Below are 26094 nucleotides of genomic sequence, written 5' to 3'. Positions count from 1 at the left end.
GCTTGGCTGATATCGAAGATGGTCTGAAGACTTAGACCGGTTTGCGGCGAAATTGAAGGCGCTTTGTCCGATCTTGCAGATCGTCAGGCAATCAGCGGCGCAGCTTTGGCTTTGAGAGCAGCCAAGGCATCCTGAGGGCTAAGGCGCACTTGCAGCCCACGCTGGCCGCCATTGATATAGACATAAGCCTCGGTCATCGCCTGCGCCTCGATCGCCGTCGGAACGATCTTTTTCTGGCCGAAGGGGCTGATGCCGCCGACATGATAGCCCGTCAGGCGCTCGGCATCGGCAGGCTTCATCATGGCAGCAGATTTGCCGCCGAAAGCCGCGGCGAGCTTCTTCATGCTGACTTCGTGATCAGAGGGCACGACGGCACAGACCGGCTTGCCATCCACCTCCGCCATCAGCGTCTTCAGCACGCGATGGGGCTCTTCGCCCAAGGCCTCTGCGGCCTGCAGGCCGACACGCTCCGCATTCGGATCGTAATCATAGGCATGCACGGTGAAGGCGACCTTCGCCTGGGTCAGCACTTGCGTGGCGCGGGTGGTTTTCGACATGAGGATAATATTTCCGGTCGTGCGGCTTTAAGTGCGTCGGGAATGAGCGCGATCGAGCTTTTCGAGAATGTCCAAACCGCGCGTTCTGTCGCCCTTGGCTGCCCTGAGCCGAAACCGCGTCTCGGCATCGAATTCCGTGAGCGCCTTTGTAGTCAGTTCTTCGAAATGCTTATTGAGACTTGTCCCGCGAGAGGCGGCAAGGGCCTTTAGCCGTTCGTGCTGATCGTTTGGAAGGCGAATTGTCAGCGTGCTCATGTCAAAGCTTCCTCCGAATAAGGAACTCACCTGCTGTATGAATTTCCAGCTGCGGAAACGAGGGGCGATTATGCTTTGCCGAATGCAGCCGCATAAATATCCGGCTTGAAGCCGATCAGCAATTTGCCGTCAGCCTCCAGCATCGGGCGCTTGATCATCGAGGGCTGCGCCATCATCAGCTGAATGGCCTTGTCCTTCGAAAGATCGGTGCGATCCGCTTCCGGCAGCGCCTTGAAGGTGGTGCCGGCGCGGTTGAGGACGACTTCCCAGCCGGCTTCCGTCGTCCAGCGCTCCAGATGATCCCGATCGATGCCGACGGCCTTGTAGTCGTGGAAATCATAGGCAATGCCATGGCTTTCGAGCCAGGTGCGGGCCTTCTTCATCGTGTCGCAGTTCTTGATGCCGTAAATCGTAATCGTCATGGCGAATCCGTCTTTTGCTGTCGGATAGCGCATAGCATGCGAATAAAGGCGGATGAAAGCCGCTCGAATGGGGAAGCGGTTCTCTCGCCCGTTGCAGTTGCCAGCAATAATCGCATAAATATGCAGCATGCATATTTATGACGCGGGTTGGAGCATGGCGACGGACAAGGAAATATTGCGGCTGGAAAACCTCTTTGGCGCCATGAGTCTTGCTCTGGTGGACAAGATGGAAAAGGCCTTTGTCGATGAAACCGGCCTTGGTCCAAGCGCGACGGCCGCAATCGTTCAAATCGGGACCGAACCGGGGCTGACGATCGAGACCCTACGCCGAATGATCGCGCTTTCCCATTCCGCCACGGTGCGCCTGGTCGATCAGCTGGTGGCGTCCGGTCTCGTGCTGCGTGCCGGCGGCGTCGAGGGTGACAAGCGTGCCCGCGCACTGCAATTGACGGAGAACGGCCGCCTCCTCTTTGACAGAAGCCTCTCCGCCCGCCGGGCCGTCATCCATCGGGCTTTTGACGTGTTAGGCCCAGAGGAGAGGGGACAGTTTGGCCACTTGGTCGAAAAGCTGCTACCGGCCTTGGTCGATCTCGGCGATGACCAAGACGTGGTCTGCCGCGTTTGCGATCAGGGCGCCTGCGACCAGGATCGCTGCCCGATTGCCTTCATGACATAGGCCCGGGATAGAGGTCTTGACATCTTCATCATATATATGCACACTGCATACATATATTTCGAAGGACGATAGTTGCTGCCTTCGATGATCTGAACATTGCCTGCATCAATTCGATCGGAGGCATGATCGTGATGGAAAATCGTTCAATTCTTGCCCGGCTAATGGGTATCTGTCGTGCTGCTCTTGCAAGCGCGCCATATCGCATTGGCCGTTTCGGCATTCTTCTCAGGGAATCAGCAGCGATCGCCTTCACCATGCGCTGCAAGGTGATCGATCGCCGCTAGAGGAAATCAATCCTCAAGTGTTCCCGGCTTGCGGGCAACGGAGCTTGCTCTGTCCGAACCGATCTTCATCAGATCGCCGCGCCGGCGCACCAGCCGGTCCGATACGCGGGTGACGATCAGACCTGCCTGCGGCGCGCGGATATCGATGGCGCCGTCCGGCATGCCCGGGGCGGTGATGATGGTCGCCAGCAGATCGCCTTCCTCCACCCGTTCGCCGATATTGCGATGGAAGAGCACTGTGCCCGCCTGCGGCGCACGGATCATCTCGACATTGTCGAGCGGCACGGCCGGTCCGCTAAAGGTGCCGGGCGCGACGCTGTCGTCCTGTACCGCGCCGCGTGCGGCCAGGAAGCGCCAGAGCCCTTCGGCATCGTTCTTTGCCATCTCGGGATAGACATCGCGGGTGCCGCGCAATTCCACCGTGACTGAAAGCTTGCCCGGCAGCCTTGCCTTCTTTTCCCCCGGCACTTCGTATTTCCAGGCGAAGCTGACGGCCTCCTCGAAGGCCGAGCTTTCGCCATCCGACAGCAGCACGGCGTCCATCTTGAGTGCCGCGGCAAGATCGGCGGCTTCGGGCCAGAATGCCTCGTCGATATAGGCATATTGCAGGGATTCGTCATCGCAATGGAGGTCGATCACCAGATCGGCACCGAGCGCCATATGGATCAGCTGGCGCTTCAGCCGGTCGACCGCGGAATAGCGTTCCAGATTTTCGATCAGGAGATCGCGGTCGCGCAGCGAGATCAGTGGAAAGTCGCGGTTGAAATTGGTGCGCGAGCCCAGGTCGAAACGGCCCTGCATCTCACCGAAATGCGATTGCGCCGCGCCGATCGGATTGGCATGCGGCACGACGATGATATCGCTCAGAATGGACCCATCGGTTTCCGCTTTCCGAAGCCGCTCGCAAAGGAAATGCACGAGCGCCGTGCCCGGCAGTTCGCCCGCATGCAATGCAGCCTGGATGTAGATCTTCGGCGCGTCGGCACCGTTGCCGGAAAAATGCAGGACGGGCAGCCGCCAGGCGATCCCCGGAGTGTCGCCTTCGATGACGATTTCGGTGATGTTCATGGGCGGGCCTCCTGCTGATGATAATCAGAGACCCATATCAAGCCTTAACGGCAGCCTGCAACCGTTTGTCGCCACATGCGAAAATCAGAACCGGGGACAAACGGCGCCAAAACAGCTTTCAGCGGCCGCTATTCCTGCGCAGGCAGAAGCTCAGGATCAAGCTGAGCAGCACCGCACCGACGCCGAAGGAGAAGGGGGCGGCATAGCCGAAATGATCGGCAAAGAGGCCGGCGATCGGGCCGGTGCTCCCAAGCGACACGTCGAGAAAGATCGAATAGAGCCCGAGCGCGACACCGCGGTTCTGCGGCGGGATGCGCTCCATGGCTTCGTTGCCAAGCGCCGGGAAAACCGGCGCGAAACCGGCGCCGGCCAGCGCCGCGCCGATGATGGCAACGGTGGGAGATGGCGCAAAGGCAAGCGCCGCCAGGCCGATGATCTCGATAACGAGCGAAATGCGCACCAGCGGCAGGCCGCCGAAGCGTGCGACTGCCTGCGCAAGACCCAGTCGCACACCCATGAAAGCAAGGCCGAAAGCGCTGAGCGCAAAGGATGCGCCTTCCCAGCCGCGGCTATGGAAGAATAGCGCGACGAAGGCCATGACAACGCCGAAGCCGCTGGAGGCAAGCGCGAGCGCGATGCCGTATGGTGCAACGCGGCTCAGCACCTGGCCCGTGCCGATGCCCTTTTCCTTGACGCCCGGAACCGGCGGCCGCGTTTGCGCTAGCATGAAGCCGGCAACCGCAAGGATGATGGTGACGACGCCGATGGCGAAGAAGCCATATTGCCCCTGCAGCCATGCGCCGAAGGGGGCGGCGAGGGCAATGCCGCCGTAGGTGGCGATGCCGTTCCAGGAGATGATGCGGACGGTTTCACGTGACCCCATCAGGCCGATCGCCCAGGTGATCGCCGCCGTACTCACCCAGCTCTCGCCGATGCCGAGCGCCAGTCGGCCCGCAAGCAGAAGAGCAAGGCTCGCTGCCGGGACTTGGATCGCAAAAGTGGAAGCGATGGTGAGTGCGCCCGACAGACCATAGGCCAGGAAGCCCAGGAAGACCGAACGGCGTGGCCCGTATTGATCGCAGAGCCGGCCGACATGGGCGCGGCTGACGATGGTCGCCACATATTGCGCGCTGACGGCGATGCCGGCCCATACGACGCCGAAGCCGAGGCTGCTGTCGACATAGGTCGGCAGAACCGCAAGCGGCAATCCGATGGCAAGGTAGCCGAAGAATGTCAGCGCGACGATCGAGATGAGAGACAGGGTCGAAGCGGACCGGATGGTCTGGGAAGCAGTGTTCACGGGATATCGCCTGCGGGCACCGGCAGCGGTGTCCATGCTGTTTGCCACGAAGGAGCGGGATTCGTATCGGATAGCAGTGACGGCGAAGGCCTGACAGCCGTGCGTCGCCATAGGGTATGGCTATCGGGGAAAGCAGGCAAGGTCAACGAATTGCTGCCTTGCAGCAAAAGCCATTGACGGGATGAATTGATTGTGCGTGGGGATCGTCCGTGGGGTGTGCCTTTGCCGCACCCCATTCTCCCCGAAGGGAGAATGGGCAAAAGGCATCACATCGTCAGTATGACGCTGGCCGTCGTTCGTCCCGCTTCGAGGTCTGCATGGGCTCTGGCGGCATCCTTCAACTCGTATTCCGCGCCGATCGAGTTGACGAGCCCGGCCTGGAGCGCCGCCATCAGCGCCATGGCGCCTTGGTGGTAGAGTTCGGGATCGTTGGCGTAAGCCAATACGCTCGGGCGCGACAAGCCGATCACACGGGGCGCGGTCAGCTCTTCTATCTTGATCGGCGGAATGGGTCCGGCGACCTGTCCGAGGCTGGCGACCATGCCGAAGGGGCGCACCGCAGCAAGCGTCTGCGACAACATGGTCCCGCCGATCCCGTCGACGGCGAGATGCACGCCATAGCCATCGGCAATGCGGCGCGTTTCCTCGACCCAATTCGCGGATGTATGCAGGAGAACTGCGTCCGCACCCGCTTCATGGGCGATGTCGACCTTGGCTTCGGATCCCACGGTAGCTATGACGTTCGCGCCGATCGTCTTAGCAAGGCGTGTGACGAGCTGGCCGAGCCCGCCGGCGCCCGCATGCACCAGCACCCACTCGTCCGCCTTCACGGGATAGGTCTTTTGCAGCACCATCTGCGCCGTCAGTCCGCGCAGCATCGTGCTGCCGGCAACCCGCTCGCTAACACCATCGGGTAATTTCACCAGGCGGCTGGCAGGCAACGTGCGCACCTCGGCATAGCTGCCGATTGGATGGCCGATATAGGCAACGCGGTCGCCCACCTTCAACTCGCCGACATCGGCGCCAAGCGCTTCGATAATGCCTGCGCCCTCGAAACCGAGCACATTGTGACCGGGTTGCAGCGGGTAAAGCCCGGAACGGACATAGATGTCGACGAAGTTGACGCCGGAGACGCTTTGGCGGATTCGTGCCTGGCCGGGGCCGGGTTCGATAGCGGGCAGATCGACGGCTTTCAGGGCTTCGGGGCCGCCGGGGCTGGTAATGGCGATTGCTAGGGGCATGGAAAATCTCCTTTCGGGCGATTTTTGATCACAAATCGTCATGGGAATAAATTCGGTATGAACTCACCATATCTGTGCAATAATGCACCGATGATCGACTGGCAGGACCTTCACCATTTCGCCGCTCTCGCTCGAACCGGCTCCCTCTCTGCGGCGGCGCGCGAGTTGGGTGTCGACCACGCAACGGTCGGCAGGCGCATTGCGGCGTTGGAGCGGGCGCTCGACCTGCGCCTCATCGACCGGCGGCCACGCACCTCGCCCTTGACGGCTGATGGCCGCGCCATCGCCGAACTGGTGGCAAGTATGGAGGAAAATGTCGAGGCGATCAGACGCTATTCGAAAAGTGCGGTGTCCGGGCTTTCCGCTGCAGTCAAGGTCAGCGCACCGCCATCGATCGCCGCCCATCTCCTGGCGCCGAAAGCCGCGCTGTTTCATTCCCATCATCCGAATATCACGCTGACCATTGCCGGCATTGCACGCAGCGTCGCGCTCAATTACGGCGAGGCCGACATCGCCCTGCGCATGACCAGGCCGGAGGAAAGCGATCTCTTGGTACGGCGTATCGGCGCCATGCGCTTCGGTCTCTATGCGATCCCGCCCGTGGCGCAAACGCCGGAGGAGGACTGGGCGTTCATCGGCTATGATGCGGCGATGGAGCATCTGACCCAGCAGACCTGGCTTCGCAGTCTGCTGAACGGTCGTCCGATCGTCTTCCGCGCCTCCGATGTTTTCGGCCAGCTCGAGGCTGCTCGTGCCGGACTGGGAGTCGTGGCGCTTCCGAGATTTCTGGGCGATCGCGAGGCAGGATTGGTGCGCCTGCCGGCGGAGATCCCGTCACCGACGCGCGACCTCTGGCTCGTCACCTATCCCGATCTCCGCCGCTCGCCCGCCATCCGGGCGGTTATGGACTTCGTTGCGGATGTCGTCGGTCAAAGCTGCCCGTTACGGGGCGCCGTGGATAGCGCCGCATAAGCCCAAATTCCAACTCGCATTTTTCTGTTGCGGCCCTAGGGCGAATCTCTATCCATACATGGATGGGCCACACTTACGGTCGGTGATCGATGACGAAGCTGGGCAGTTGGTTCGTGGTAGATAGGGCGGATCTGGTCGCCGGCATCTCGGTTGCCGGACTGATGCTACCGGAAGCGGTCGCTTACGCCGGCATCGCCGGCCTGCCGCCGCATCGTGCGATCCTCGCCGGCATCGCCGGATGTCTCGTCTATGCCATATTCGGCCGCAGCCGCTTTGCCGTCGTCTCCCCCACATCCTCATCTGCTGCCATTTTGGCCGCCACCTTGGCGGTGATGCCGGGTGATGCCACGGTCAAGGCGGCTCTTGCGACGGTTGCCGTGGCGCTCGCCGGCATTCTCTTCGTCATCGCCGGTACCTTGCGCCTTGGCGGCATCACCGGTTTCATCTCGCGGCCGGTCCTGCGCGGCTTCGCGCTCGGGCTGGCGATCACCATCATCCTGCATCAGCTGCCGATCCTCGTCGGCGTGCCCGTGCAGGGCTCGAATATCCTGACCTACGCCGCTGCACTCTTCGGCGCTATCCTCCAGTGGAATCCGATCAGCGTCGCCGTCGGCATCGTCGCGCTGGCGGCATTGCTGCTCTTGAAGCGATTGCCGGGCATTCCCGGCGCTTTCCTCGTGCTCGCCGCAGGCATCTTCGCCTCCTATCTGTTCGGCCTGGAAGGCCATGGCGTCAAGCTGGTCGGCCCCATTGAGATCCTGCCGCAATGGCCGTCGCTGCCGGATGCCGGTTGGGCCGCCTATTCGCGGCTGGTGCAGTTCACCGTGCCGCTCGTCCTTATCCTCTTTGCCGAGTCCTGGGGAACGATGCGAGCCTTGGCACTTCGGTATGGCGAGACGCTGGAGGTCAATCGCGAGCTTGGTGCGCTGGGCGCTGCCAATCTCGCCAGCGCCGTCGTTCAGGGCATGCCGGTTGGCGCAGGTTTTTCGGCCGGCTTCGCCAGCGAGGCGGCGGGAGCTAAGACGCGGGCGACGACCGTTTTCGCTGCAATCGGCCTGGCGATCCTGATTGCCTGTGCCGGACCGCTGGTGGCGCTTCTGCCGGAACCGGTGCTGGCCGCCGTCGTGATCGCGGCTCTGACTCATGCGCTCGACCCCAGCCCAATCCTGCGGCTGCGCCGCCTGCATCGCGATTTCTACGTGGCACTGGGCGCTGCGGTCGGCGTGCTTGCTTTCGGCGTCCTCAATGGCATGCTGCTGGCAATCGCCCTCTCGCTTGCCGCCATGATGCATCGCTTGGCATCCCCGTATATTGCCCGTTTGGGACGGCTCAACAACAGCCATGACTTCGTCGATGTCAGCAGGCATGACGATGCCGCCGAGATACCGGGCATTGCCATCTGGCGTCCCGGCGAAACCCTGTTTTTCGGCAACGCCGATACGATCTTCGGCGAGATATTGTCCGGCAGCCGCAAGGAAGGCCGGTTGCGGGCAGCTATTCTCAGCCTGGAAGAAAGCTCCGATATCGACAGCACGGCGATGGACGCCTTGATGGAGTTCGACAGCGCAATGCAGCGAGCCGGGCTCCGCCTGCAGTTTGCCCGGGTGCATGACCGAGTTCGCGATCTCATGACGGTCGCCGGCATTGCCGACGTCGACAAACGCTGCAGCTTCAGCGTCGATGATGCCGTGGTGGCTGTGATAGCGACAGTTGAAGCTGTTCCGAAACCGTAAGCGCCAGACTTAGAACCCGGATTTAGAACAATGGCCAATGCCAGACATGGCCATGTTCGCCGTCACCTTGAAAGCTGTTGACCAGCGTGAACGTTTTGACCGTCCAAGCGATCGGCGCTTCCAAAATCACTTCGGGAAGAATGTGGTTGCAATAAAATAGCGTCATGTGGGGTTGGAACGACCCAGATATGTTGCTTTCAAAGCCCATGCTTTGCATTGCAGCATCCAGTTCCCGACGAAGTGTCGTTAGCCCTTCGTTTCCATCCCTGCACCAGAGCACATATTGACGGTTGTTGCCGTTGCCGAATGTGCCTGCCCGATCGAATATCAAGGGAAACGATTTTAAGCAGATGGTTGAGCCGGCCTCCAACGCAGCGAAGGTGGCTTCCTCCTGTGAGCGAGCGACGATGTCGATGGGATAGACGGTGGCATGATAAAGATCATGCTTTCTCGCTGTGCGTATCAACCCGTTTCGCCGACTTTGGCCTACGGTCATTTCAGCAGCCAATTTAGCGGTTTCCGGGTCCGGTAAAGCGGCAAAGTAGAGTGCTTGCCGGCGCTTTGGCGGGCTTTTGCCCGCGCGATTAATGGGCGGTTTGCCGAGATTGAATGACAACTGATCGGCGTGCTGCATGGCTTCATTCAAAGCCGGTGTGGCTCTGCCTCCTTTTGTTTTCCGATCTCCAAAGCATATGCCTCAACGGCCATGATTTCAAGAACAAAACAAGAACATTGAGGGCGGCGACATCCCTCGTTTCAAAAAGCGATCGAATAAAAGGACAGCCTGATCTGTTCATTCCAGGTTCGGGCCTGCGTGCCCAATCTCACCTAAAGGAACCACGATCATGTTCACCAGATCAGTCTTTGCGGCCGTTATTTTCGCTCTCATCGGCCTTGGTATTGCTTCCTGCTCCACGTCGGGAGATCACAATTCCGGCGGCGGCATGACGCTGAACGCGCCTCCGACTGGCGGCGGATATTGATCCTGTTCTGTCAATCGCCCTGAAGCCATTCGGCCGCCGTCAAAACGGTGGCACTTGTCGATCTTTGCAAGAATCGGGTTGAATTCGAGGCTTCCGAGGACGATTTTCATGACAAGTGGAACACGGGAGCTTTCGTCATGAACGAGACAAGGCAGAATTACCTGATCTTCGAAACCGCCGGCGGCTTCTGCGGCATCGCCTGGAATGATGTCGGCGTGCTGCGCTTTCAATTGCCGACCAAGGATGCTGGCGCGACAGAACGCCTGCTTCTGCGGCGTTTGCCAAACGCGCAGCCCGGCACGCCGAGCACGGAGATTGCGGGAGTGGTCGCCAAGGTGAAGCGCTATTTTGCCGGTGAGGAGATCGACTTTTCCGACGTTACGCTCGACCTCGGCGAGCAGGATGCTTTTTTCAAGCAGATCTACGATGCCGCCCGGCAGGTCGGCTGGGGTCACACGACAACCTATGGAACCTTGGCCAAGCAGCTTGGCGCAGGGCCGGAAGCCGCGCGCGATGTCGGGCAGGCCATGGCGAAGAACCCGGTGGCGCTGATCATCCCCTGCCACCGCGTCCTGGCCGCGGGCGGAAAGATCGGCGGCTTTTCCGCGCCGGGCGGCTCCAACTCCAAGGCTCGCATGCTGGAGCTGGAAGGTGTCCAACTGGCGCCGCCGAAGCCGGTGCAGCAATCGCTGGCGTTTTGAGCCAGACGATCGGGTGTGCGGCTAAAGCTGGCCGTCCTATTCCTTTGGCGCCTGACGGGCGCGGGAAAACAGCAGCGTCTGCTTGTCATTGAGGCGCATCGGCTTCGGATCGCCATAGCCGGCTTTTTCGGCAACACGAATCGAGGCCGCATTGTCGGGCGAGATCAGGCAGACGCTGCGGTCAAATCGCGGCTGCTGGTCGAGCCAGCCGACGGCCGCCGCAAGGGCCTCCGTGGCAAAGCCCTTGCCATGCGCCCACGCGGCCAGTGCCCAGCCGGCCTCCGGAATACCCCTGATCGGCGGTTCCATCACCCTGTGAAAGTCGGCAAAGCCGAGATCGCCGACATAGCGGCCGGAGGATTTCTCGCGGATTGCCCAATAACCATGCCCGAGCAGCGGCCAGAGACCATGATAGGACAGCATTCGCATCCATGACTCCCTGGACGTGGAGACCACATTGCCGAAAATATGCCTCACGACCAGAGGATCGCTCCACATGCCCGCAAGCGGCTCGAAGTCATCGAGCGTATGTCCCGTCAGTATAAGCCGTTCGGTTTCCAGTCGCGGCGGGGAAAGCGTTACTTCCATAAAGGCAGACCTTTGATTTAGCTTCGGGCACTCTGCTGCAGGCGTTCCGCAAGCGCATCCAGATCGGGCAGGAACCAGACTTCACGGCCTCTATTGGATTCATACACGAAATCGCGCAGGGCGTTACTGGCCGCGATCCATCCGGAGATGTCGCCGACGATGACGAGCTGCGAGCGATAGTTGACGAATTTCTGGATGATCGCGCCGGCGATGCGGGTCGAGAGCCGGAAAAACTCCTCGCTCAGCCGTGATGTCGGAACGACCACCAGCTGGGCTTCAGCGTCCCATGCAGCGCTGATCCAGTCATTCACGTCCCTCTCGCTGGCGAGGAGCGGGCCGTTGTCATCGCCGATGACGATTTTTTGGCCGGAGAATTCTTTGACTGTGTACATGCTGGTTCGACTTGCCCGCTATTGAAATAGGAATTTTCGCCATTCCGCATGAATGGTGAGGACAGCTATCATGTAGCGCATGCCGTTCCCAGACCAACAAGATGCAATCCCTGCGCTCCGCCGAGGTTGGAAGCCAGTTGCCGGAAAGGCGTAGCACCGCGACGACCGGGACGCCGCCTTCGGCCTTTCACCGGAAAATGTGTATTTTGCACCTTTACAAGCCGGGCCTGCTTCAATTAAGTGTATTATGCACATATATGGAGCGAACGCCATGCCATCCAGAGTCCTCGTCATCATCGGCAGTGTCAGGCCGAACCGCATATGCCCCGCGGTCGCCGAATGGGTGACCTCGGTCGGGCGTGAACTCCTGTCGGCCGAATTCGAGATCGTCGATTTGCGTGATTGGCCTCTGCCGATGGACGCCGAGCCCGGCATACCGGCCACGGGTGATTATCGCACCGATCTCACCAAGGCCTGGAGCGAAAAGATCACAAGCGGCGATGCCTTCGTCTTCGTCAGCCCGCAATATAATTGGGGCTATCCGGCCGTATTGAAGAACGCGCTCGATCATCTCTATCGGGAATGGGCAGGCAAGCCGGCGATGATCGTCACCTATGGCGGCCATGGCGGCGCCAAATGCGCAGCCCAGCTTCATGAGGTACTGACCGGATTGAAGATGAAGCCCACCGAAACCATGCCCGGCTTTACCCTGTCGCACAGCCGCATCGAAGCGAATGCCGGCGAGGTGGACCCGGCGACGGAATTTGCCGAGGGGCGACCCATGCTTGAACAGGCTTTTGGCGAGTTGGGCCGCGTCTGAGCGCGCGATCCCTGCGGCGTCGATTGTCCCGATCGATCGATGGAGCATGACGGATTGGAGCCGCTCGCCTATTATATCGCATTGCAGAAAGCCGGCGTCCCCACGGAAATGCATCTATATGCGCAAGGCAGCCACGCCTTCGGTCTTCGTCCCAAAAAGTTTCCCATCAGTCATTGGCCGGCGCTGGCGGAACGGTGGTTGCACACGATCGGCGTGCTCGATCCGCAAAAGCATGACTGATCGCGATGACAGTCCGGCGTGAGTGATCGCCGACCGGCAAGCGTCGGCTATTGGAGGAGATCCCGTTCGCGTTCGACCGCCAGCTTTACCTCGCGATAATGTTCCGTCAGTTTCGCCAGATCGAAAGCCCGGTTGAGGCCGCTCGGATTGGGTAGGACCCAGATCGAGGCGCCGGCAAATGCCTCCGGTTGCCTGCCCCATCCGATATCGGCCCGCAGACTGATGGCCGCATAGGCTGCCTTGCCGAGAAATGCCAGATTTGCCGGCGCAAGCCGCCTGATTTTCTCTTCGAGCACGGGAGCGGCGGCAATGTAATCGCTCTTCTTCAGCTCGCTGGCGCTTTTCGTCGGGCGGGAGACTGCCGATGTCAGGCCGAGGCCATATTGCAGCATCTCGCGCTCTTCCTCCGCTCGCAGCAGGCGGGGAGTAAAGCCGGCAAGGTGCAAGACTCGCCAGAAGCGGTTGCTGCGGTTGGAAAAATTATGCCCGTCGCGATGTGCGGTAAGCGCAGGATTCAATCCGCAGAAGATCACGGAAAGGTGCGGTGCCAGGATTTCGGCGAGCTCAGCCGCCGGTGCCGTGTTCTCTATCCCATTACTCAGCCCTTCGGCCGGAGCATCGTCTTGCACATTAAACGTCCGTGCGCGAGAGGAGGCGAAGGCTTTGCGGAAAGCCGCGTCCGTCATCCTTGACCGATAGATCGTGCGGCTTGTCGCGGACTTCGTTGATGAAGTAGCCCATGAAGCCTTATAAGCAAGCAATTGCGTTGGAAATAGACCCTGCCATTCACCGCGATCGGGATGGGTCCTAACGCTTTGTTTTAATGTGTTTTGGAACTAAAGGTCGTGCAAGACCGTTTATCTCTGACTTTGACACGACGCTGACGTCGTGCCCGGCCGGCTGGGTAAGCGGCGCTTTTGAGGAGTGTCTTAATATGAGGATTTCATCTGGATTTCGTTCGGTCGCGGTTGCCGCTATTGCTGCTGCGGGAATTGGCTTCGCCGGCGCCGCTCATGCCGATAGCGGCACGATCCGCTTTTCCGTCTACAAGGCGGCTTTCTTCGTCGGCGGCTCCGGAGGCGAGGGCACGCTCACCTTCCATGGTCGCAAATATCCCATCTCGATCGGCGGCATCTCGGGCGGCCTCGCCTTTGGCGCCTCCAAGACCTATTTCCAGGGCACAGTGCGCAACATTCGCCGCGCCCGGGATGTAGGCGGCGTCTACGGCGCTGCCGGCGGTGGCGGCGCGGTAGGCAAAGGCGCGCAGGTGATCGTCATGACCAATGATAAGGGCGCGAAACTCGAGCTCACGGGCCGGCAAGTTGGCTTGCAGGTCAACGCCGATATCAGCGGCCTGAGCATCACGGTGAAGTAAAAGCTGCCGCTTGATCGATGATTTTCCCGGCGGGCCTGATTGCCAAACGAAGTGATCAGGCCCTTTTTCGTGAAAGCCGCGAAGGAAGCGCCGCTATCCTTATTCCCACTCGATTGTTCCAAACCTAGCTAGGTCATTGATCTATATTGGTTTTTCTGCCTATGACGCCGGAAGCCGACCCTCGGCAGTCAAAACCTTACGATGTTGATTTTAAAGAGAAAATCGTCGGCGAAAAATTTCTGCGATTTTGCCATCTGTCGACGTCAATCGCCCGCTGAGCACCGATCTGGCGTTCCACAGCACCGCTCGTGGCACCTCAAAAAGTACCGTCACTCGAGCCATATCATGCTTAGTCACGCAGCGCCATGAAGCTGTGGCCGGCTGCTTTGCCAGCGATCGAATTCCAAGGCAACGGGACACTAGATTGCCCAGGAGCGACCGACCGAGACGACTACGGCGATCTTGGTGTTTCTCCGGGGACCTTGAATCATCCCCGGACCGCTCATCATGCACTCGCGTTCACGAGGTGGTCCGATACGGTTGAGATGAACGCACGAAGACGCTGAAGACGTCGTAGGTCCCGGTGATATCCCATCCAGATGTCTCGCGCCGGCGGCGGCATCGGCAGTTCCAGTCTGCGGATACCCGCGATCTGATCGCCGACCACGCGGGGCAGGACGGCGATCCCGACGCCTTGCCGACACATGCGCCCCTGGACGTTGCGGTTGTTCGATCGCAGAACAGGTCTCGCGTTGGGGAAGCTCTCGATGAGCCAAGCGATATCGGGGAACTGCCCGGTCGACGTATCGTGGGTGATCAGCCGGAAACCGGTTCCGTCGCCATATTTGGGATCGGGCGACTCCTCTGCAACGTAAACGCCGTATTCGAGCCTGAAGAGCCGCCGCTGAACGACATCGGCGGTGTTGAACGGAACGATACGAAAAGCGACGTCGGCCTCCCGCTGGGCAAGGTTGAACAGGCGCGTGCCGGTCAGGATCTCCACGTCGACATTGGGATAGGCGTTGGAGAAATCCGCCAGGATCGGAGGCAGTACATAGGCCCCGAACCAGTCCGCTGATGAAACGCGCAGACTGCCTTTGAGATTTTGCTCCTGGCCCGCAAGCCGGCGCTCCATGGCCAGCGCGCCCTCTTCCATCTGCTCCGCCAGCGCGATGATCCCGTGGCCCTCTTCGGTCAGGACAAGACCGTCGGCGGTCCGTTGGAAGAGCGTGTGACCGATCGCCTGCTCAAGTGCGCGCAGTCGCCTGCCGACGGTCGGATGGCTTGTCTGAAGGGAACGCGCGGCGCCGCCGAGCGTGCCGGATCGCGCAACAGCAAGAAAGATTCTGACGTCACTCCATTCCATCTTAGCCCCCCACAAAACTGAACGCTGAGAATACATTTTTGTCACTTAAAGAACAAATCTAAGCACCTAGATTTCCACTATCGGTCCATTGGACCATCGCTCGTGTATCACCTCATGTCATTCGGAAGGATCGGCAAATGTCTCTTAAGTCTCTCTATCTCGGTGCTGCGGCTCTTGCAGTGGTGTTCGGCGCGCCCTCCGCTTTCGCGCAGCCGGCTCAAAATGTGATTTTGGTCCATGGGGCGTTGGTCGACGGCAGCGGCTGGAGGGGCGTTTATGAGCGTCTGGTCGCCAAGGGCTTGAAAGTCACGGTCGTTCAGGAACCGAACACTTCGCTGGCGGATGACGTTCAGGCGGTTCACCGCGCTATCGAGCAGCAAAGTGGGCCGGTCGTCCTCGTTGGCCACAGCTATGGTGGTCAGATCATCACCGAAGCTGGCGTCGACCCGAAGGTTTCGGCACTTGTCTATGTCGCGGCCATCGTCCCGGATGTTGGCGAGGGCGTAGGCGATCTGTTTGAGACGTGGCCGAGTCCGACCGCGGACGCGTTCAAGCCGACTTCTGACGGCTTCCTGCTGTTCGATCCCGCAAAGTTCCGGGCAGGATTCGCCGCTGACCTGTCCAAGGCCGAGACGGATTTCATGACTGACTCGCAGGTGCCGGTTTCGGCAAAGATCCTCGGAACCAAGACGCAGCACGCAGCCTGGAAGACCAAGCCGAGCTACGGCATCGTGGCCGGGCTGGACATGGCTGTCAGCGCCGAGGCAGAGCGGTCTATGTACAAGCGGGCAAGTGCGAAGGTCACCGAGGTGCCCGGTGCCAGCCATGCGGTTTATATCTCGCATCCGCGCGAAGTCGCCGACGTCATCGCCGAAGCAGCGAGCAAATGAAGCCGATGCTCTGATGGTCAGGCTCAGGGCTGCGGATGTTTCGTGACATGCGCCGAAGCCACCCCCTGTGGCGGCATCGCGGCCGGCCAACTCATCGGCGCGGGTCTCGGTCTGACGATCGCCCGGCGGCCGGGTCCGACCCTGCGCCCAGCTCTCATCCGAACAACAGGAGATAGAACATGCAGATCGGATTTATCGGTCTCGGCAGTATGGGCTCGGCGATGGCCTTAAACCTAGTGAATGCAGGCCATGATGTTCGGGCCTGGAACCGTAGCAAGGTCGCCCAGGATAGTGTCCCCGGGGTGACGCTTGTCGAATTCGCGGCGGATGCATTCCAGGCCGACGCAGTCTTTACGATGCTGTCCGACGACGCTGCCATTCGCGAGGTGATCCTCGATGCCGGCCTGCTCGAAAGCGCGCAACCAGGGCTGACCCATGTTGTCACATCGACGATTTCGGTCGCCTTCGTACGAGAACTGGAGCTGCTGCACGACGAGGCTGGCCTTGGCTATGTGTCCGCACCGGTTCTCGGCCGACCCAACGTAGCGGCGAGCGGCCAGCTTAACATCCTGGCGGCCGGGAAGGCCGATGCAATTGCCGCCATCGAGCCGCTGCTCGCTCCCCTCGGCAAAAAGGTCTGGAAGTTGGGGGAGAACCCTGCTCGGGCGAATGCGGCGAAGCTTGCCTGCAACATGATGATCGCCATGGCCATCGAGGCGATGGCTGAGGGTGTCGTGCTGACCGAGAGCGTCGGCCTCGACCGTGCGGATTTCTTTGAACTCATCCTGGGCACCCTGTTCTCGGGCCGCGCCTATGAGAGCTACAGCGCGCAGATCACGGAACGATCATTCGAGCCCGGTTTCAAGGCCAAGCTCGCCCTCAAGGACATGCGCCTGGCGACCGAGGCCAGCAACGATATCGGACGCATGCTCCCGATGCTCGAAGCTGTCCGCGAGGGGCTCGGCAAAGCCGTCTCGGCGGGCCACGGCGAGAAAGACTGGTCGATCATGGCCGACATGACGGTTCGTGGCCGCAACAGCTTGGCGTCGTCTGAAAACAACTCGGAGAAAAAGTAATGAAAACTTGGCTCATCACAGGCTGCTCGAGCGGCTTCGGCCGGCGGCTCGCGCTCGCTGCGGCGCAGCGCGGCGATCGGGTCATCGCAACGGCCCGCAATGTCAACGCGATTGAGGAAATGGCTGAGCCTTTCGGCGGCCGCATGATCACTTTGCCACTCGACGTGACCGATACGGGGGCAGCTCAGGCAGCGGTCGCAAAGGCGGTCGAGACCTTTGGCGGGTTTGACGTACTCGTGAACAATGCCGGCTACGGACTGTTCGGCGCGATCGAGGAAGGCACGCCCGAGGAATATCGGCCGATGTTCGAGGTGAACGTCTTCGGTCTGGTCGAAACCACCAGAGCCGCTCTGCCTGTCCTGCGACGTTCGGGCGGCACGATCGTAAATATGTCGTCCGGCGCGGGCATCGCGGGCGGCGGCGGCGGAGGTTATTACAACGCCGCCAAATTCGCCGTGGAAGGGATTTCCGAAGCGCTGGCCGGCGAGCTGGAGCCGTTCGGCATCCGCGTGCTGATCGTCGAGCCTGGTCCGTTTCGCACCGATTTTCTTGGTCGTTCGATTACGATGGCGGCCAACGAGATACCGGAATACGCCGCGAGCTCGCGCAAGCGCTATCGCGAAACCAACAACGGCAGTCAGGCGGGTGATCCCGACAAGGCGATCGCGGTGATCCTGCAAGCAGTCGATGCCGATGACGCCCCGCTTCATCTGCCGCTCGGCCCGATCGCGCACGCGATCGCCGAGCGAAAGCTGGCTGCCTTCCGCAGCGATATCGATGCCTGGCGCGACATCACCATCGCCACCGATTTCAACCAGCCCTGAGCGCTGGCCGCGAACTCCGTTTGAACGCCAACATCTGACTGGAAAGTGATCATGATCGCAACTTTGAAGGGGTTTACCCAGCAGCTGGTGCCGGTGAATGGCATCAAGATCAACGCCGTCACGGGAGGCTCCGGTCCACCGATCCTTCTGCTTCACGGCTGGCCGGAAACGTGGTGGGAATGGCACCATGTGATCCCGCTGCTCGCCGAGCATTTCAGTGTTGTGGCCATGGATCTGCGCGGTGCGGGTTTTTCCGACTGCCCGCTTGACGGCTATGACAAGGCCACGATGGCGCATGACGCGCACGAGGTCATGGTTGCCCTGGGGCATGAACGCTACGCCGTGTGCGGCCATGACATAGGTGGAATGGTAGCGTTGCCGCAGGCCGCTATCTATCGAGAGGCTGTTACCCACCTGGCCGTCCTCGATGTTCCGCTTCCCGGCTGGACGCTATGGGAGGCGACGACTGCGAAGATCTGGCACTTCAGCTTCCATATGAACCGGGATCTACCGGAGCGCCTGATCCATGGCCGTGAATATGATTATGTTTCGGCCTTCATGGCTGAGCGGTTCTACGATCACAGCACCTTCAATCCGGCGGACATCGAGATCTACGCGAAAGCAATGGCTCTTCCTGGCCGCACGCGCGGCGGCATGGAATGGTATCGTACCCTCGCTGCCGACCATGCGGCCGCGCTCGAGTACAAGAAGCAACCGCTCGATATACCGGTGTTAGGTCTCGGCGGGGATCAGCGCTTCGGTGCGCATATGGTCCCGATGCTCAAGGAGTTCGCCAGCAATGTGACGGGCGGCTCGATTGCGCGGTGCAGCCACTATGTCGCTGACGAGCGGCCGGATGAGGTAGCGGCAGCTCTGATCGATTTCCTAAAGGCCAATTAAAATTCTGAACCGCCCCGTCCCGGTCGAATTACGACATCGCAGGCGAGTTGCGCCGGCACCTATCGCGTTCGATCGATTAAATAAGAAAGGAAAACTGTCATGACCGCACCCGTCATTCGCGGCGTCAATCATATCGGCATCACGGTACCCGACATCGAAGCAGCAAAATCGTTCCTGGTGGAAGCTTTCGGCGGCCAGGTGATCTACCAGTCCTTCGGACCGCAGGATCCACCGCGGCAGGGACCCGAATTCGAGCGGGCCACGGGTGCTTTCCCCGGAACGGTCGTGCACGCGCAGGCGATGGTCAAAATCGGAACCGGACCTGACATCGAGCTCTTTGAAATGCACGGCTCCGAACAAGCCCAGCCGGTTCGAGCGAGCGACTTCGGCATTACCCACTTCGGTGTCTACACCGACGATATCGACGCATCAGTAGAGCGCTTCGAAAAGGCTGGAGGCACGTCTCTTACCGCGCCGCGCGCTATTCCCTACGCAACCGAAAAAGGTCCTGGAAACAAGGTCTGCTATTGCCGCATGCCATGGGGCACGACGATTGAGTTTATCACCACGCCGGATCGCATGGCCTACCATGACCAGACGAACCTGCGCAGGTGGCAGGACGACGACTGAGTAGGGCGCGAAGAAAAGACCCGCATCGGTTAAGTCGCGGCGATGCCGCCGCTATCGGACGGTTCAACGAGTGCGCAGTCGCGATGGATCGACCGCGCCGGCGGTCCGCCCATCCGGGTGAGCCTGACCTTCGTCCGCGCGCGCTTGATACAACTCACTATGAATCCCTTACTCCCACTCAATTGTTTGAATCTAGTTAGCGGTTGATATAACTAGGTTTTTCATTCGTTTGCCGTGCAAAAAGCCGACCCACGGGCTGTCAAACCGCTGCAGTTTTGATTTCAAAGGGAAAAATAGCACGAACATTTTCTGTGCGGTTTCAGCATCTATCGAAGCCGATCGCCTTTCCGGACCCACTGATCGACCAAAGACGCCCCTCAGGAAGCGGAGACCCCTTAGCGGCAGCGGCGGAATAGTCAGAGCCAGCGGCGAACCTCGGCCTTGTAGCGCCGGTAGTCATCGCCGAACTTCGCCTCGAGATAGCGCTCCTCACGGGCGATCACCTGCGTCTGGATTGCGATCAGCACCAACGGGAGCAACGCCAAGGCGATCGGCGCGTCGAAGCCGATCGCGAGGCCTGCATAGATGAGCGCCATGCCGAGATACATGGGATTGCGGGTCCACCGATAAGGACCTTTCGTTGCGATGAGGGTCGTCGGCTGCGACGGCCGAACGTTGGTGCCCAGCCGCTGGAACAGCCCCGCCGCCGCAAGCATCACCGCCGCGCCGGCAACGAACAGCGGCGCGCCTGCCGCGATCAGCAACCGCCAGTCGATGCCGACGGAGCGCAGGGTGACGAACCGCTCCGCCGCCAGCCCCAACAGCAGCGCTCCCAGATAGATGAAGGGTGGAGGGAAGCGCACACCCGCGCTGTCCGATTCTACGGCCATGTTCATCTCCAATCTGTGCTCTCAAGTCAGCATCGACTGCTGGGCGAAGATGCCCGCCATCGTGCCTTGCCATGATGCCGTGGTCACTGAGGGGATCATGGGGTTGGTGAGGTCGCCCGCGGCGTAGATGCCGGGCATGCTGGTTTCGCGGCGCTCATCAACCTTGAGGACGATGCCAAGGGGCGTAGCGGTCGTGGCGAGGTCCAGTGATTCATGCAGGCCGGCGGACGGCTTGTTGCGCGGATGCGCGAACAGAATGTCGACAGCGACATCACGGCCGGAATCGAGCTTGAGGGTGGGATTACTGCCGCCATGACGGATGATTTCAGTGATCCGGCCATCGACGATAGGTGTGTTGCGACGCTCCAGATCGGCCCGGATATCGGTCGGGATGTCGTGACCATCGGCGAAGACCGTCAACCGGTCGGTCCAATCGTGGAACAGCCTGACCTGATTGTGCGACTGCGGGCCGGACCAGACGAGGCCCCAATGCTGGCCGGCGACTTCAAAGCCGTCGCAATAGGGACAGGGCACGATGGACGTGCCCCAGCCTTCGGCAAAGCCCGGCACATCAGGCATTTGGTCCGTAATGCCATAGCTCAGGATCACGCGGCGCGCCCCAAGGCTTTCGCCATCGCCAGTTAGCACCGAGAAATTGTCGATCGTGCCGGAGACGCTGTCGGCCCGAGCGTTGACCAGACTGATCGCAGGATAACGCGCCAACTGCCGGCGCGCTTCGGCCAGAATGTCCAGTGGCGGCTTGTGATCGTGACCAAGCATACCATGCGAGTGGCCGGCGAAGCGGTTGCGCGGCAGGCCGGTGTCGAGAACGGTGACCTTGCGGCGGGCACGACCGAGTTGCAGGGCGGCGGCAAGGCCAGCAAAGCTGCCGCCGATAATGATGACGTCATCCATGGTGATGGCTCCGTGTTGCGGATGGAGGGGGGTGCTGAGTCTGCCGCGCAATATCGTCCAGCGACACGCATTCGATATCGGTGGGCGGCCAAGGCAATCCTGATTTGGAGGACACGATGAAATCCACTCTTGGAATTTATGAAACTGCGTAGTATCGTAATTCATGAATAACGATACCGTCAAGGACTGTAATTGAGATGACCGAAAATAGTCGAGGCCGGCGTGGCCGGCCCGCCAATGAGGCGCTTGGCCAAACCATTGTCGACACCGCAGGCGAACTCTTTGCAGAATTGGGTTTTCAAGCGACGACCTTGGACAAGGTCGCCCAGCGAGCGAAGATATCCAAGCTCAGCATTTACAGGCACTTCGAGAACAAGGAGGCGCTGTTTGGCGCGGCCTTCGCGGCCCGCTGCCAGCAGTTAATCCCACAGGCGCTTTTTGAAGGCGTCGATGGCTCGGCCGAGGATCAGCTTATGGCGGTGGGATCATCGCTGCTTCGCACGCTGCTGCGCCCAGACGTCCGCAACGTCGAAGCCATGGTCATGGCCGATACGCCGAACCAAAAGTCGTTGAGCAAGGTCCATTACGAAGCCGGCCCCGCCCATATCGTCACCCAAATCGAGACCCTGTTACGTCAGTTGCACGCGAGGGCGGTCCTGAACGTGCCAGATCCTCTCCGGTCCGCCCGCTTGTTTGCCGCACTTTTCAAAGGCTCCGATCTTCTGATTATTGCACGCTTCGATGAGGCGGGAGCAGAGAACGATGACGAAATCGAATCCTATTGCCGATCGGCCGTCGCCATGTTCATCGCCGCCCACGGTGGCAGCGACCATGCGGGCGGATAGTCTAGACGAAGCCGCGAAGCAGGACGGCAAGCAATCAAGAACATCCGCTTTTTTGGGCAACGCCATTCAAGCACAGCCCAAATGGATGAAACAGGCACGGCAGCGAAAATTGGCGCTTAGACTGCGCGATCACCACCGTTACCCCCGTCACTCCCACTCGATCGTGCCGGGCGGCTTCGAGGTGACGTCGTAGACAACGCGGTTGATACCGCGGACTTCATTGATGATGCGGGTCGCGGCGCGGCCGAGGAATTCCATGTCGTAGTGATAGAAATCCGCCGTCATGCCGTCGACGGAGGTGACGGCGCGCAGCGCACAGACGAATTCGTAGGTGCGGCCGTCGCCCATGACGCCGACGGTCTGGACTGGCAGCAGCACGGCGAAGGCCTGCCAGATCGCGTCGTAGAGACCGGCCTTGCGGATTTCATCGAGATAGATGGCATCGGCTTCGCGCAGGATTTCCAGCTTCTCGCGGGTAATGCCGCCGGGGCAGCGGATGGCGAGGCCGGGGCCCGGGAAGGGATGGCGGCCGATGAAGCTGTCGGGCAGGCCGAGCTCCTTGCCGAGTGCGCGCACTTCGTCCTTGAAGAGTTCGCGTAGCGGCTCGACGAGCTGCATCTTCATGCGCTCCGGCAGGCCGCCGACATTGTGGTGCGACTTGATGGTGACTGAGGGACCGCCGGTGAAGGAAACGCTCTCAATGACATCAGGATAAAGCGTGCCTTGGCCGAGGAAATCGGCACCGCCGAGCTTCTTGGCTTCCTCCTCGAAGGTTTCGATGAAGAGCCGGCCGATGATCTTGCGCTTAGTTTCTGGGTCGGAAACACCCTCAAGCTCGCCAATGAAGCGGTCGGAAGCATCGACATGGATCAGATGCAGATTGTAGTGCTCGCGGAACATGGCGACGACACCCGCCGCCTCGTCCTTGCGCATCAGGCCGTGGTCGACGAGAATGCAGGTCAGCTGGTCGCCGACCGCTTCGTGGATCAAAAGCGCGGCGACGGAGGAATCGACGCCGCCGGAGAGCGCACAGATGACGCGCTTGTCGCCGACCTGATCGCGGATCGCCTGCACCGCCTTGGCGCGATAGGCCGACATCGACCAGTCGCCCTTGATGCCGGCGATGTTATGGATGAAGTTGCCGATCAGCTTGGCGCCATCGGGCGTATGCACGACTTCCGGATGGAACTGCACGCCGTAATATTTGCGCTTCTCGTCGGCGATAAAGGCGTAAGGTGCGTTCGAGGACGTCGCGACCACTTCGAAACCTTCCGGCAGCGCGGTGACGCGGTCGCCGTGGCTCATCCATACCTGATGGCGCGAACCGTTCGACCACAGCCCTTCGAAGAGGGCGCAGTCCTTGTCGACTTCGAGGAAGGCGCGGCCGAATTCGCGATGGTGACCGCTCTCGACCTTGCCGCCGAGCTGCATGCACATGGTCTGCTGACCGTAGCAGATGCCGAAGACCGGGATGCCGCTGTCGAAGATGATCTGCGGCGCCCGCGGCGAACCTTCGTCCACGGTCGAGGCCGGACTGCCTGACAGGATCACGGCTTTCGGCTGTAACCGCTTGAAGCCGGCTTCGGCGGATTGGAAGGGAACGATTTCGCAATAGACGCCCGCTTCGCGCACACGCCGTGCGATGAGCTGCGTCACCTGGCTGCCAAAATCGACGATGAGAACGGTATCTGGATGTGCTGTCTGGGTCATGGCGAGCCTTTAATGAAAAGCGCTTTCCCTGGCAATCGGGCAAATCACGCAAGCGCCGATTTTATTGTCTCGATTGTCCTTACTTTGCTTAGTTTCCGGTTCCTCAGAACCAGAATACGCCGTCTTCCAACGCCGTAAACAGCCCATCGACGGCATAGGAGAGTTTGCGGTCGATCACATGCAGATACTCCGTCCAGTCGGAAATGTGCTGCAGATCGACCTTTCCGTCGGAAATGCCCCGCAGGCCGATCAGCGGCAGACCATAGGTCTGGCAGGCGCGCAGCACCGCGAAGGTTTCCATGTCGACCATATCAGTGCCGATGCGCTCATAGGCTTCCGAGCCCGAGACGATATTGGCGCCGGTCGAAAGGCTGCCCTCGGCAATGGTCGGGATGCGCAGCGGCAGCTCGATCGTCGCCGGCAGATCGAGGAAAGGCGTGCGGCCCTTTTCGAAGCCAAGGGGCGAAGCATCCATGTCGCGGTAGGAAACGGAGGTGACCTGGTAGACCTCCGTCTGTTCCAGCTTGGCGGAGCCGGCCGAGCCGAGCGACACCACGAGATCAGGAAGATCGCCCTGAGCTTCGAGCTGCGCGAAGGCGCGGGTGAGCGCGATGGCCGCCTCCACGGGGCCTACGCCCGTCATCAGCGGATCGATGCGCGAGCGCAGGAAGGGTCCATATTCGGCCTCGGCGGCCATGACGAACAGGATCGATTTGCCCGATACCCGCTTCAGTTCGAATTTCATCCGCTAATTCCCTCTCTGCCCCGGATGACCATCATCGTTCCGGTCATCGAGGCAATCAGCTTGGCCGGTCCGTCGCCGATGGCATAGCCGCGGCCGTCGGCGACGATGATCGTCGTGCCAGGCTTGGTGACGTCGCCACGAAACAGGAAGCGCTCGCCGCGCCCCGGCGACATCAGATTGACCTTGAATTCGATCGTGAGGATCGATGCGGAAGGATCGATGACACTGTAGGCGGCAAAGCCGCAGGCCGAATCCAGCGCGGCGGCAATGATGCCGGCATGCAATATGCCATGTTGCTGCGTCAGCTTGATATCGAAGGGCAGCTCGATCTCGACCGTGCCGTGTTCGACGCGCGTCAGCTCTGCGCCGATCGTCGCCATGGCGGCTTGCCGTTCGAAGCTGGTCCTGATGCGGGTCCGAAAATCGCCGCTGGTCCCCGTCTCGTCTGCCCCTGTCATGCCGTCCCCTTTCGCGGGTGCGAAATTGGCACGGAGAGGCGGTTTGGACAAGGGTCATCCGGTGGAAAAGCGGAGGCGTCCCGGCCTGCACTCCCGACATCGAATTTCCACGATCGGATCGTCATGCTATCCGAAGCGATGATGCTTGTGGCGAGGGCGCAGATGACGACGATCCGGCAATCGGTGGCTGCCTATGAGACCTGGATGCGGGCGCAGCTCGGCGCCGATCTGGTGGAGGCGGGTCTGGCAAAGAAACACAAGCTGATGAAGGCCGACAGCTTCTCCTTCCTGCGCGGCACCTATTGGCGCTGGGCGGAAACCATCCTCGACATCTGCCCTGAGCTAAAGAGCGCACTGCAATTGCTGGCGATCGGCGATACGCATCTGGAAAATTTCGGCACCTGGCGCGATGAGGAAGGCCGCCTCGTCTGGGGCGCCAATGATTTCGACGAGGCGGCCGTCATGCCCTATGTACTCGATCTTGTGCGCCTTGCCACGAGTGCTATCCTGGCGCGCGGCGAGGATGGCCCGACGCCGCGTGTTGTTGCTGACAGCATCCTCGCCGGCTATCGCCGTGGGCTGCGCGAGCCGTCTCCCGTCGTTCTCGAACGCGATTACAAATGGCTGCGCAATGCCGTCTTGCTGCCGAATGCCGAGCGCAAGGCCTTTTGGGAGAAATACCGCAACCTGCCGCCGGCAACCGCACCCGATCGTTATCTCAAGGCCTTGCACGAGGCCCTACCGGATTCGGCAGCAGCTTTCGAGCCGAAGCCACGCCTGGCCGGCACGGGCAGCCTCGGCCGCCCGCGCTTCATCGCCTATGTCGATTGGCGCGGCGGCCCGGTTGTGCGCGAGGTCAAGGCGCTCCTGCAATCCGGCTGGTCGCTGAAGCACGATCCGTCGGACGAGACGATCCGCACTGGCATCATCGCTGCCGGACGAGCGCGTTCACCCGATCCGCGCTATCAGGTTAGCCGAGGCTTGCTGGTGCGCCGACTGTCGCCCAACAGCCGCAAGATCGAGGTCGGCGGCGATGCCGAGGTGCTGCTGTCGCCCGACATGCTGGATCTGATGGGTTTTGAAATCGCCAATTGCCACGCCAACGATGCATCGCTCGTTCCCGGTATTCTGGCCGATCTCGATGCTCGAGGGCCCGATTGGCTGCGTGTGGCCGCCAAGGCGGCGGCCGCAGCGGTCACGGCGGAGCAGGCGGAATTTGCGGGAAGGGGCTAAGGCCC

General features: G+C 60.8%; 32 protein-coding genes. 16 read left to right on the top strand and 16 right to left on the bottom strand.

All coding sequences use genetic code 11. The features are described from left to right. Nucleotides 1-83: 83 nt before the first annotated feature. The 3 genes from ybaK to AC13RM_RS20880 all read right to left on the bottom strand — a co-directional run bounded on the left by ybaK (nucleotide 84) and on the right by AC13RM_RS20880 (nucleotide 1234). Nucleotides 84-557: a Cys-tRNA(Pro) deacylase gene (gene ybaK, locus AC13RM_RS20890; protein ID WP_285177061.1), complete on the bottom strand. Its 474-nt coding sequence runs from the start codon at nucleotides 555-557 to the stop codon at nucleotides 84-86. A gap of 27 nt (nucleotides 558-584) precedes the next feature. After that, nucleotides 585-812, bottom strand: coding sequence for a toxin-antitoxin system HicB family antitoxin (locus AC13RM_RS20885; RefSeq protein ID WP_488555481.1), 228 nt, complete (start codon nucleotides 810-812; stop codon nucleotides 585-587). A gap of 68 nt (nucleotides 813-880) precedes the next feature. Continuing rightward, on the bottom strand, nucleotides 881-1234 hold the full coding sequence (locus tag AC13RM_RS20880) for an ArsC family reductase (RefSeq protein ID WP_374820866.1): 354 nt from the start codon (nucleotides 1232-1234) through the stop codon (nucleotides 881-883). Between the two features lie 154 nt (nucleotides 1235-1388). Between AC13RM_RS20880 and AC13RM_RS20875 the strand changes: the two genes are divergently transcribed. Both AC13RM_RS20875 and AC13RM_RS20870 read left to right on the top strand, forming a co-directional pair. Beyond that, the gene (locus AC13RM_RS20875) at nucleotides 1389-1910 is read left to right on the top strand and encodes a MarR family winged helix-turn-helix transcriptional regulator (protein WP_149632782.1); all 522 of its coding nucleotides are present in this window, start codon (nucleotides 1389-1391) and stop codon (nucleotides 1908-1910) included. Nucleotides 1911-2041: 131 nt separating this feature from the next. After that, a complete protein-coding gene (locus AC13RM_RS20870) occupies nucleotides 2042-2194 on the top strand; it encodes a hypothetical protein (protein WP_488555480.1) in 153 nt (50 codons plus the stop codon). A gap of 6 nt (nucleotides 2195-2200) precedes the next feature. Here AC13RM_RS20870 and AC13RM_RS20865 read toward each other — a convergent pair whose 3' ends face one another. The 3 genes from AC13RM_RS20865 to AC13RM_RS20855 form a co-directional block, all read right to left on the bottom strand. Then, on the bottom strand, nucleotides 2201-3262 hold the full coding sequence (locus AC13RM_RS20865) for a M14 family zinc carboxypeptidase (protein WP_488555479.1): 1062 nt from the start codon (nucleotides 3260-3262) through the stop codon (nucleotides 2201-2203). Between the two features lie 118 nt (nucleotides 3263-3380). After that, nucleotides 3381-4562 (bottom strand): MFS transporter, encoded by a 1182-nt coding sequence (locus tag AC13RM_RS20860; RefSeq protein ID WP_488555478.1) that lies wholly within the window; start codon nucleotides 4560-4562, stop codon nucleotides 3381-3383. Nucleotides 4563-4828: 266 nt separating this feature from the next. Next, entirely contained in the window at nucleotides 4829-5803 is a 975-nt protein-coding gene (locus tag AC13RM_RS20855; protein WP_488555477.1) for a quinone oxidoreductase family protein, read from the bottom strand. A 90-nt stretch (nucleotides 5804-5893) separates the two neighbouring features. On the opposite strand from AC13RM_RS20855, the gene AC13RM_RS20850 reads away from it, so the two are divergent. Together AC13RM_RS20850 and AC13RM_RS20845 are read left to right on the top strand one after the other, a co-directional pair. Then, nucleotides 5894-6775 carry a LysR family transcriptional regulator gene (locus tag AC13RM_RS20850; protein WP_488555488.1) on the top strand — a complete coding sequence of 294 codons (882 nt, stop codon included), beginning with the start codon at nucleotides 5894-5896 and terminating at the stop codon, nucleotides 6773-6775. Between the two features lie 89 nt (nucleotides 6776-6864). After that, a complete protein-coding gene (locus AC13RM_RS20845; protein WP_488555476.1) occupies nucleotides 6865-8508 on the top strand; it encodes a SulP family inorganic anion transporter in 1644 nt (547 codons plus the stop codon). 22 nt (nucleotides 8509-8530) lie between these two features. On the opposite strand, the gene AC13RM_RS20840 is transcribed toward AC13RM_RS20845, so the two are convergent. After that, on the bottom strand, nucleotides 8531-9142 hold the full coding sequence (locus AC13RM_RS20840; protein WP_162738228.1) for a 2'-5' RNA ligase family protein: 612 nt from the start codon (nucleotides 9140-9142) through the stop codon (nucleotides 8531-8533). A 211-nt stretch (nucleotides 9143-9353) separates the two neighbouring features. Between AC13RM_RS20840 and AC13RM_RS20835 the strand changes: the two genes are divergently transcribed. Continuing rightward, nucleotides 9354-9491 (top strand): hypothetical protein, encoded by a 138-nt coding sequence (locus tag AC13RM_RS20835; RefSeq protein ID WP_440477687.1) that lies wholly within the window; start codon nucleotides 9354-9356, stop codon nucleotides 9489-9491. Between the two features lie 137 nt (nucleotides 9492-9628). Further along, entirely contained in the window at nucleotides 9629-10192 is a 564-nt protein-coding gene (locus AC13RM_RS20830; RefSeq protein ID WP_440477686.1) for a methylated-DNA--[protein]-cysteine S-methyltransferase, read from the top strand. Between the two features lie 36 nt (nucleotides 10193-10228). Here the strand turns inward: AC13RM_RS20830 and AC13RM_RS20825 are convergent, their stop codons facing one another. After that, a complete protein-coding gene (locus AC13RM_RS20825) occupies nucleotides 10229-10780 on the bottom strand; it encodes a GNAT family N-acetyltransferase (protein WP_440477685.1) in 552 nt (183 codons plus the stop codon). A gap of 17 nt (nucleotides 10781-10797) precedes the next feature. Continuing rightward, on the bottom strand, nucleotides 10798-11172 hold the full coding sequence (locus tag AC13RM_RS20820; RefSeq protein WP_440477684.1) for a DUF4180 domain-containing protein: 375 nt from the start codon (nucleotides 11170-11172) through the stop codon (nucleotides 10798-10800). 271 nt (nucleotides 11173-11443) lie between these two features. On the opposite strand from AC13RM_RS20820, the gene AC13RM_RS20815 reads away from it, so the two are divergent. Next, nucleotides 11444-11992 carry an NADPH-dependent FMN reductase gene (locus AC13RM_RS20815; RefSeq protein ID WP_440477683.1) on the top strand — a complete coding sequence of 183 codons (549 nt, stop codon included), beginning with the start codon at nucleotides 11444-11446 and terminating at the stop codon, nucleotides 11990-11992. 54 nt (nucleotides 11993-12046) lie between these two features. Further along, nucleotides 12047-12232, top strand: coding sequence for an alpha/beta hydrolase family protein (locus AC13RM_RS20810; protein WP_440477682.1), 186 nt, complete (start codon nucleotides 12047-12049; stop codon nucleotides 12230-12232). A gap of 47 nt (nucleotides 12233-12279) precedes the next feature. Here AC13RM_RS20810 and mug read toward each other — a convergent pair whose 3' ends face one another. After that, nucleotides 12280-12861 (bottom strand): G/U mismatch-specific DNA glycosylase, encoded by a 582-nt coding sequence (gene mug / locus AC13RM_RS20805; protein ID WP_440477681.1) that lies wholly within the window; start codon nucleotides 12859-12861, stop codon nucleotides 12280-12282. Nucleotides 12862-13166: 305 nt separating this feature from the next. Between mug and AC13RM_RS20800 the strand changes: the two genes are divergently transcribed. After that, nucleotides 13167-13607 carry a lipid-binding SYLF domain-containing protein gene (locus tag AC13RM_RS20800; protein WP_095433713.1) on the top strand — a complete coding sequence of 147 codons (441 nt, stop codon included), beginning with the start codon at nucleotides 13167-13169 and terminating at the stop codon, nucleotides 13605-13607. A gap of 505 nt (nucleotides 13608-14112) precedes the next feature. On the opposite strand, the gene AC13RM_RS20795 is transcribed toward AC13RM_RS20800, so the two are convergent. Next, nucleotides 14113-14973: a LysR family transcriptional regulator gene (locus tag AC13RM_RS20795; RefSeq protein ID WP_440477679.1), complete on the bottom strand. Its 861-nt coding sequence runs from the start codon at nucleotides 14971-14973 to the stop codon at nucleotides 14113-14115. 137 nt (nucleotides 14974-15110) lie between these two features. Between AC13RM_RS20795 and AC13RM_RS20790 the strand changes: the two genes are divergently transcribed. From AC13RM_RS20790 to AC13RM_RS20770, 5 genes are all read left to right on the top strand, one after another. Then, nucleotides 15111-15863 (top strand): alpha/beta fold hydrolase, encoded by a 753-nt coding sequence (locus AC13RM_RS20790; protein ID WP_440477678.1) that lies wholly within the window; start codon nucleotides 15111-15113, stop codon nucleotides 15861-15863. Nucleotides 15864-16042: 179 nt separating this feature from the next. Continuing rightward, a complete protein-coding gene (locus AC13RM_RS20785) occupies nucleotides 16043-16939 on the top strand; it encodes an NAD(P)-dependent oxidoreductase (protein WP_440477677.1) in 897 nt (298 codons plus the stop codon). Next, nucleotides 16939-17763 carry an oxidoreductase gene (locus AC13RM_RS20780; RefSeq protein ID WP_285175464.1) on the top strand — a complete coding sequence of 275 codons (825 nt, stop codon included), beginning with the start codon at nucleotides 16939-16941 and terminating at the stop codon, nucleotides 17761-17763. The genes AC13RM_RS20785 and AC13RM_RS20780 overlap by 1 nt, the downstream gene beginning before the upstream one ends. Before the next feature lie 51 nt (nucleotides 17764-17814). Beyond that, nucleotides 17815-18663: an alpha/beta fold hydrolase gene (locus AC13RM_RS20775; protein WP_374820830.1), complete on the top strand. Its 849-nt coding sequence runs from the start codon at nucleotides 17815-17817 to the stop codon at nucleotides 18661-18663. A gap of 99 nt (nucleotides 18664-18762) precedes the next feature. Continuing rightward, nucleotides 18763-19293 carry a VOC family protein gene (locus AC13RM_RS20770; protein WP_285175466.1) on the top strand — a complete coding sequence of 177 codons (531 nt, stop codon included), beginning with the start codon at nucleotides 18763-18765 and terminating at the stop codon, nucleotides 19291-19293. 416 nt (nucleotides 19294-19709) lie between these two features. On the opposite strand, the gene AC13RM_RS20765 is transcribed toward AC13RM_RS20770, so the two are convergent. Then, the gene (locus tag AC13RM_RS20765; protein ID WP_374820827.1) at nucleotides 19710-20183 is read right to left on the bottom strand and encodes a methyltransferase family protein; all 474 of its coding nucleotides are present in this window, start codon (nucleotides 20181-20183) and stop codon (nucleotides 19710-19712) included. 21 nt (nucleotides 20184-20204) lie between these two features. Further along, on the bottom strand, nucleotides 20205-21098 hold the full coding sequence (locus tag AC13RM_RS20760) for an NAD(P)/FAD-dependent oxidoreductase (protein WP_374820824.1): 894 nt from the start codon (nucleotides 21096-21098) through the stop codon (nucleotides 20205-20207). 197 nt (nucleotides 21099-21295) lie between these two features. Between AC13RM_RS20760 and AC13RM_RS20755 the strand changes: the two genes are divergently transcribed. After that, the gene (locus tag AC13RM_RS20755; protein WP_440480046.1) at nucleotides 21296-21943 is read left to right on the top strand and encodes a TetR/AcrR family transcriptional regulator; all 648 of its coding nucleotides are present in this window, start codon (nucleotides 21296-21298) and stop codon (nucleotides 21941-21943) included. A 147-nt stretch (nucleotides 21944-22090) separates the two neighbouring features. Here AC13RM_RS20755 and guaA read toward each other — a convergent pair whose 3' ends face one another. The 3 genes from guaA to AC13RM_RS20740 all read right to left on the bottom strand — a co-directional run bounded on the left by guaA (nucleotide 22091) and on the right by AC13RM_RS20740 (nucleotide 24856). Next, a complete protein-coding gene (guaA, locus tag AC13RM_RS20750) occupies nucleotides 22091-23653 on the bottom strand; it encodes a glutamine-hydrolyzing GMP synthase (RefSeq protein WP_440480045.1) in 1563 nt (520 codons plus the stop codon). 103 nt (nucleotides 23654-23756) lie between these two features. After that, entirely contained in the window at nucleotides 23757-24398 is a 642-nt protein-coding gene (locus tag AC13RM_RS20745) for a 5'-methylthioadenosine/S-adenosylhomocysteine nucleosidase (protein ID WP_440480044.1), read from the bottom strand. Then, entirely contained in the window at nucleotides 24395-24856 is a 462-nt protein-coding gene (locus AC13RM_RS20740; protein WP_113233747.1) for a PaaI family thioesterase, read from the bottom strand. The genes AC13RM_RS20745 and AC13RM_RS20740 overlap by 4 nt, the downstream gene beginning before the upstream one ends. A gap of 162 nt (nucleotides 24857-25018) precedes the next feature. On the opposite strand from AC13RM_RS20740, the gene AC13RM_RS20735 reads away from it, so the two are divergent. Further along, nucleotides 25019-26089 (top strand): DUF2252 family protein, encoded by a 1071-nt coding sequence (locus AC13RM_RS20735; protein WP_440480048.1) that lies wholly within the window; start codon nucleotides 25019-25021, stop codon nucleotides 26087-26089. The last annotated feature ends 5 nt before the right edge of the window (nucleotides 26090-26094 follow it).

Source organism: Martinezella sp. CNPSo 3732 (assembly GCF_057784515.1).
The sequence above is the reverse complement of the archived record's forward strand: the minus strand, read 5'-3'. Positions and strand labels throughout refer to the sequence as shown.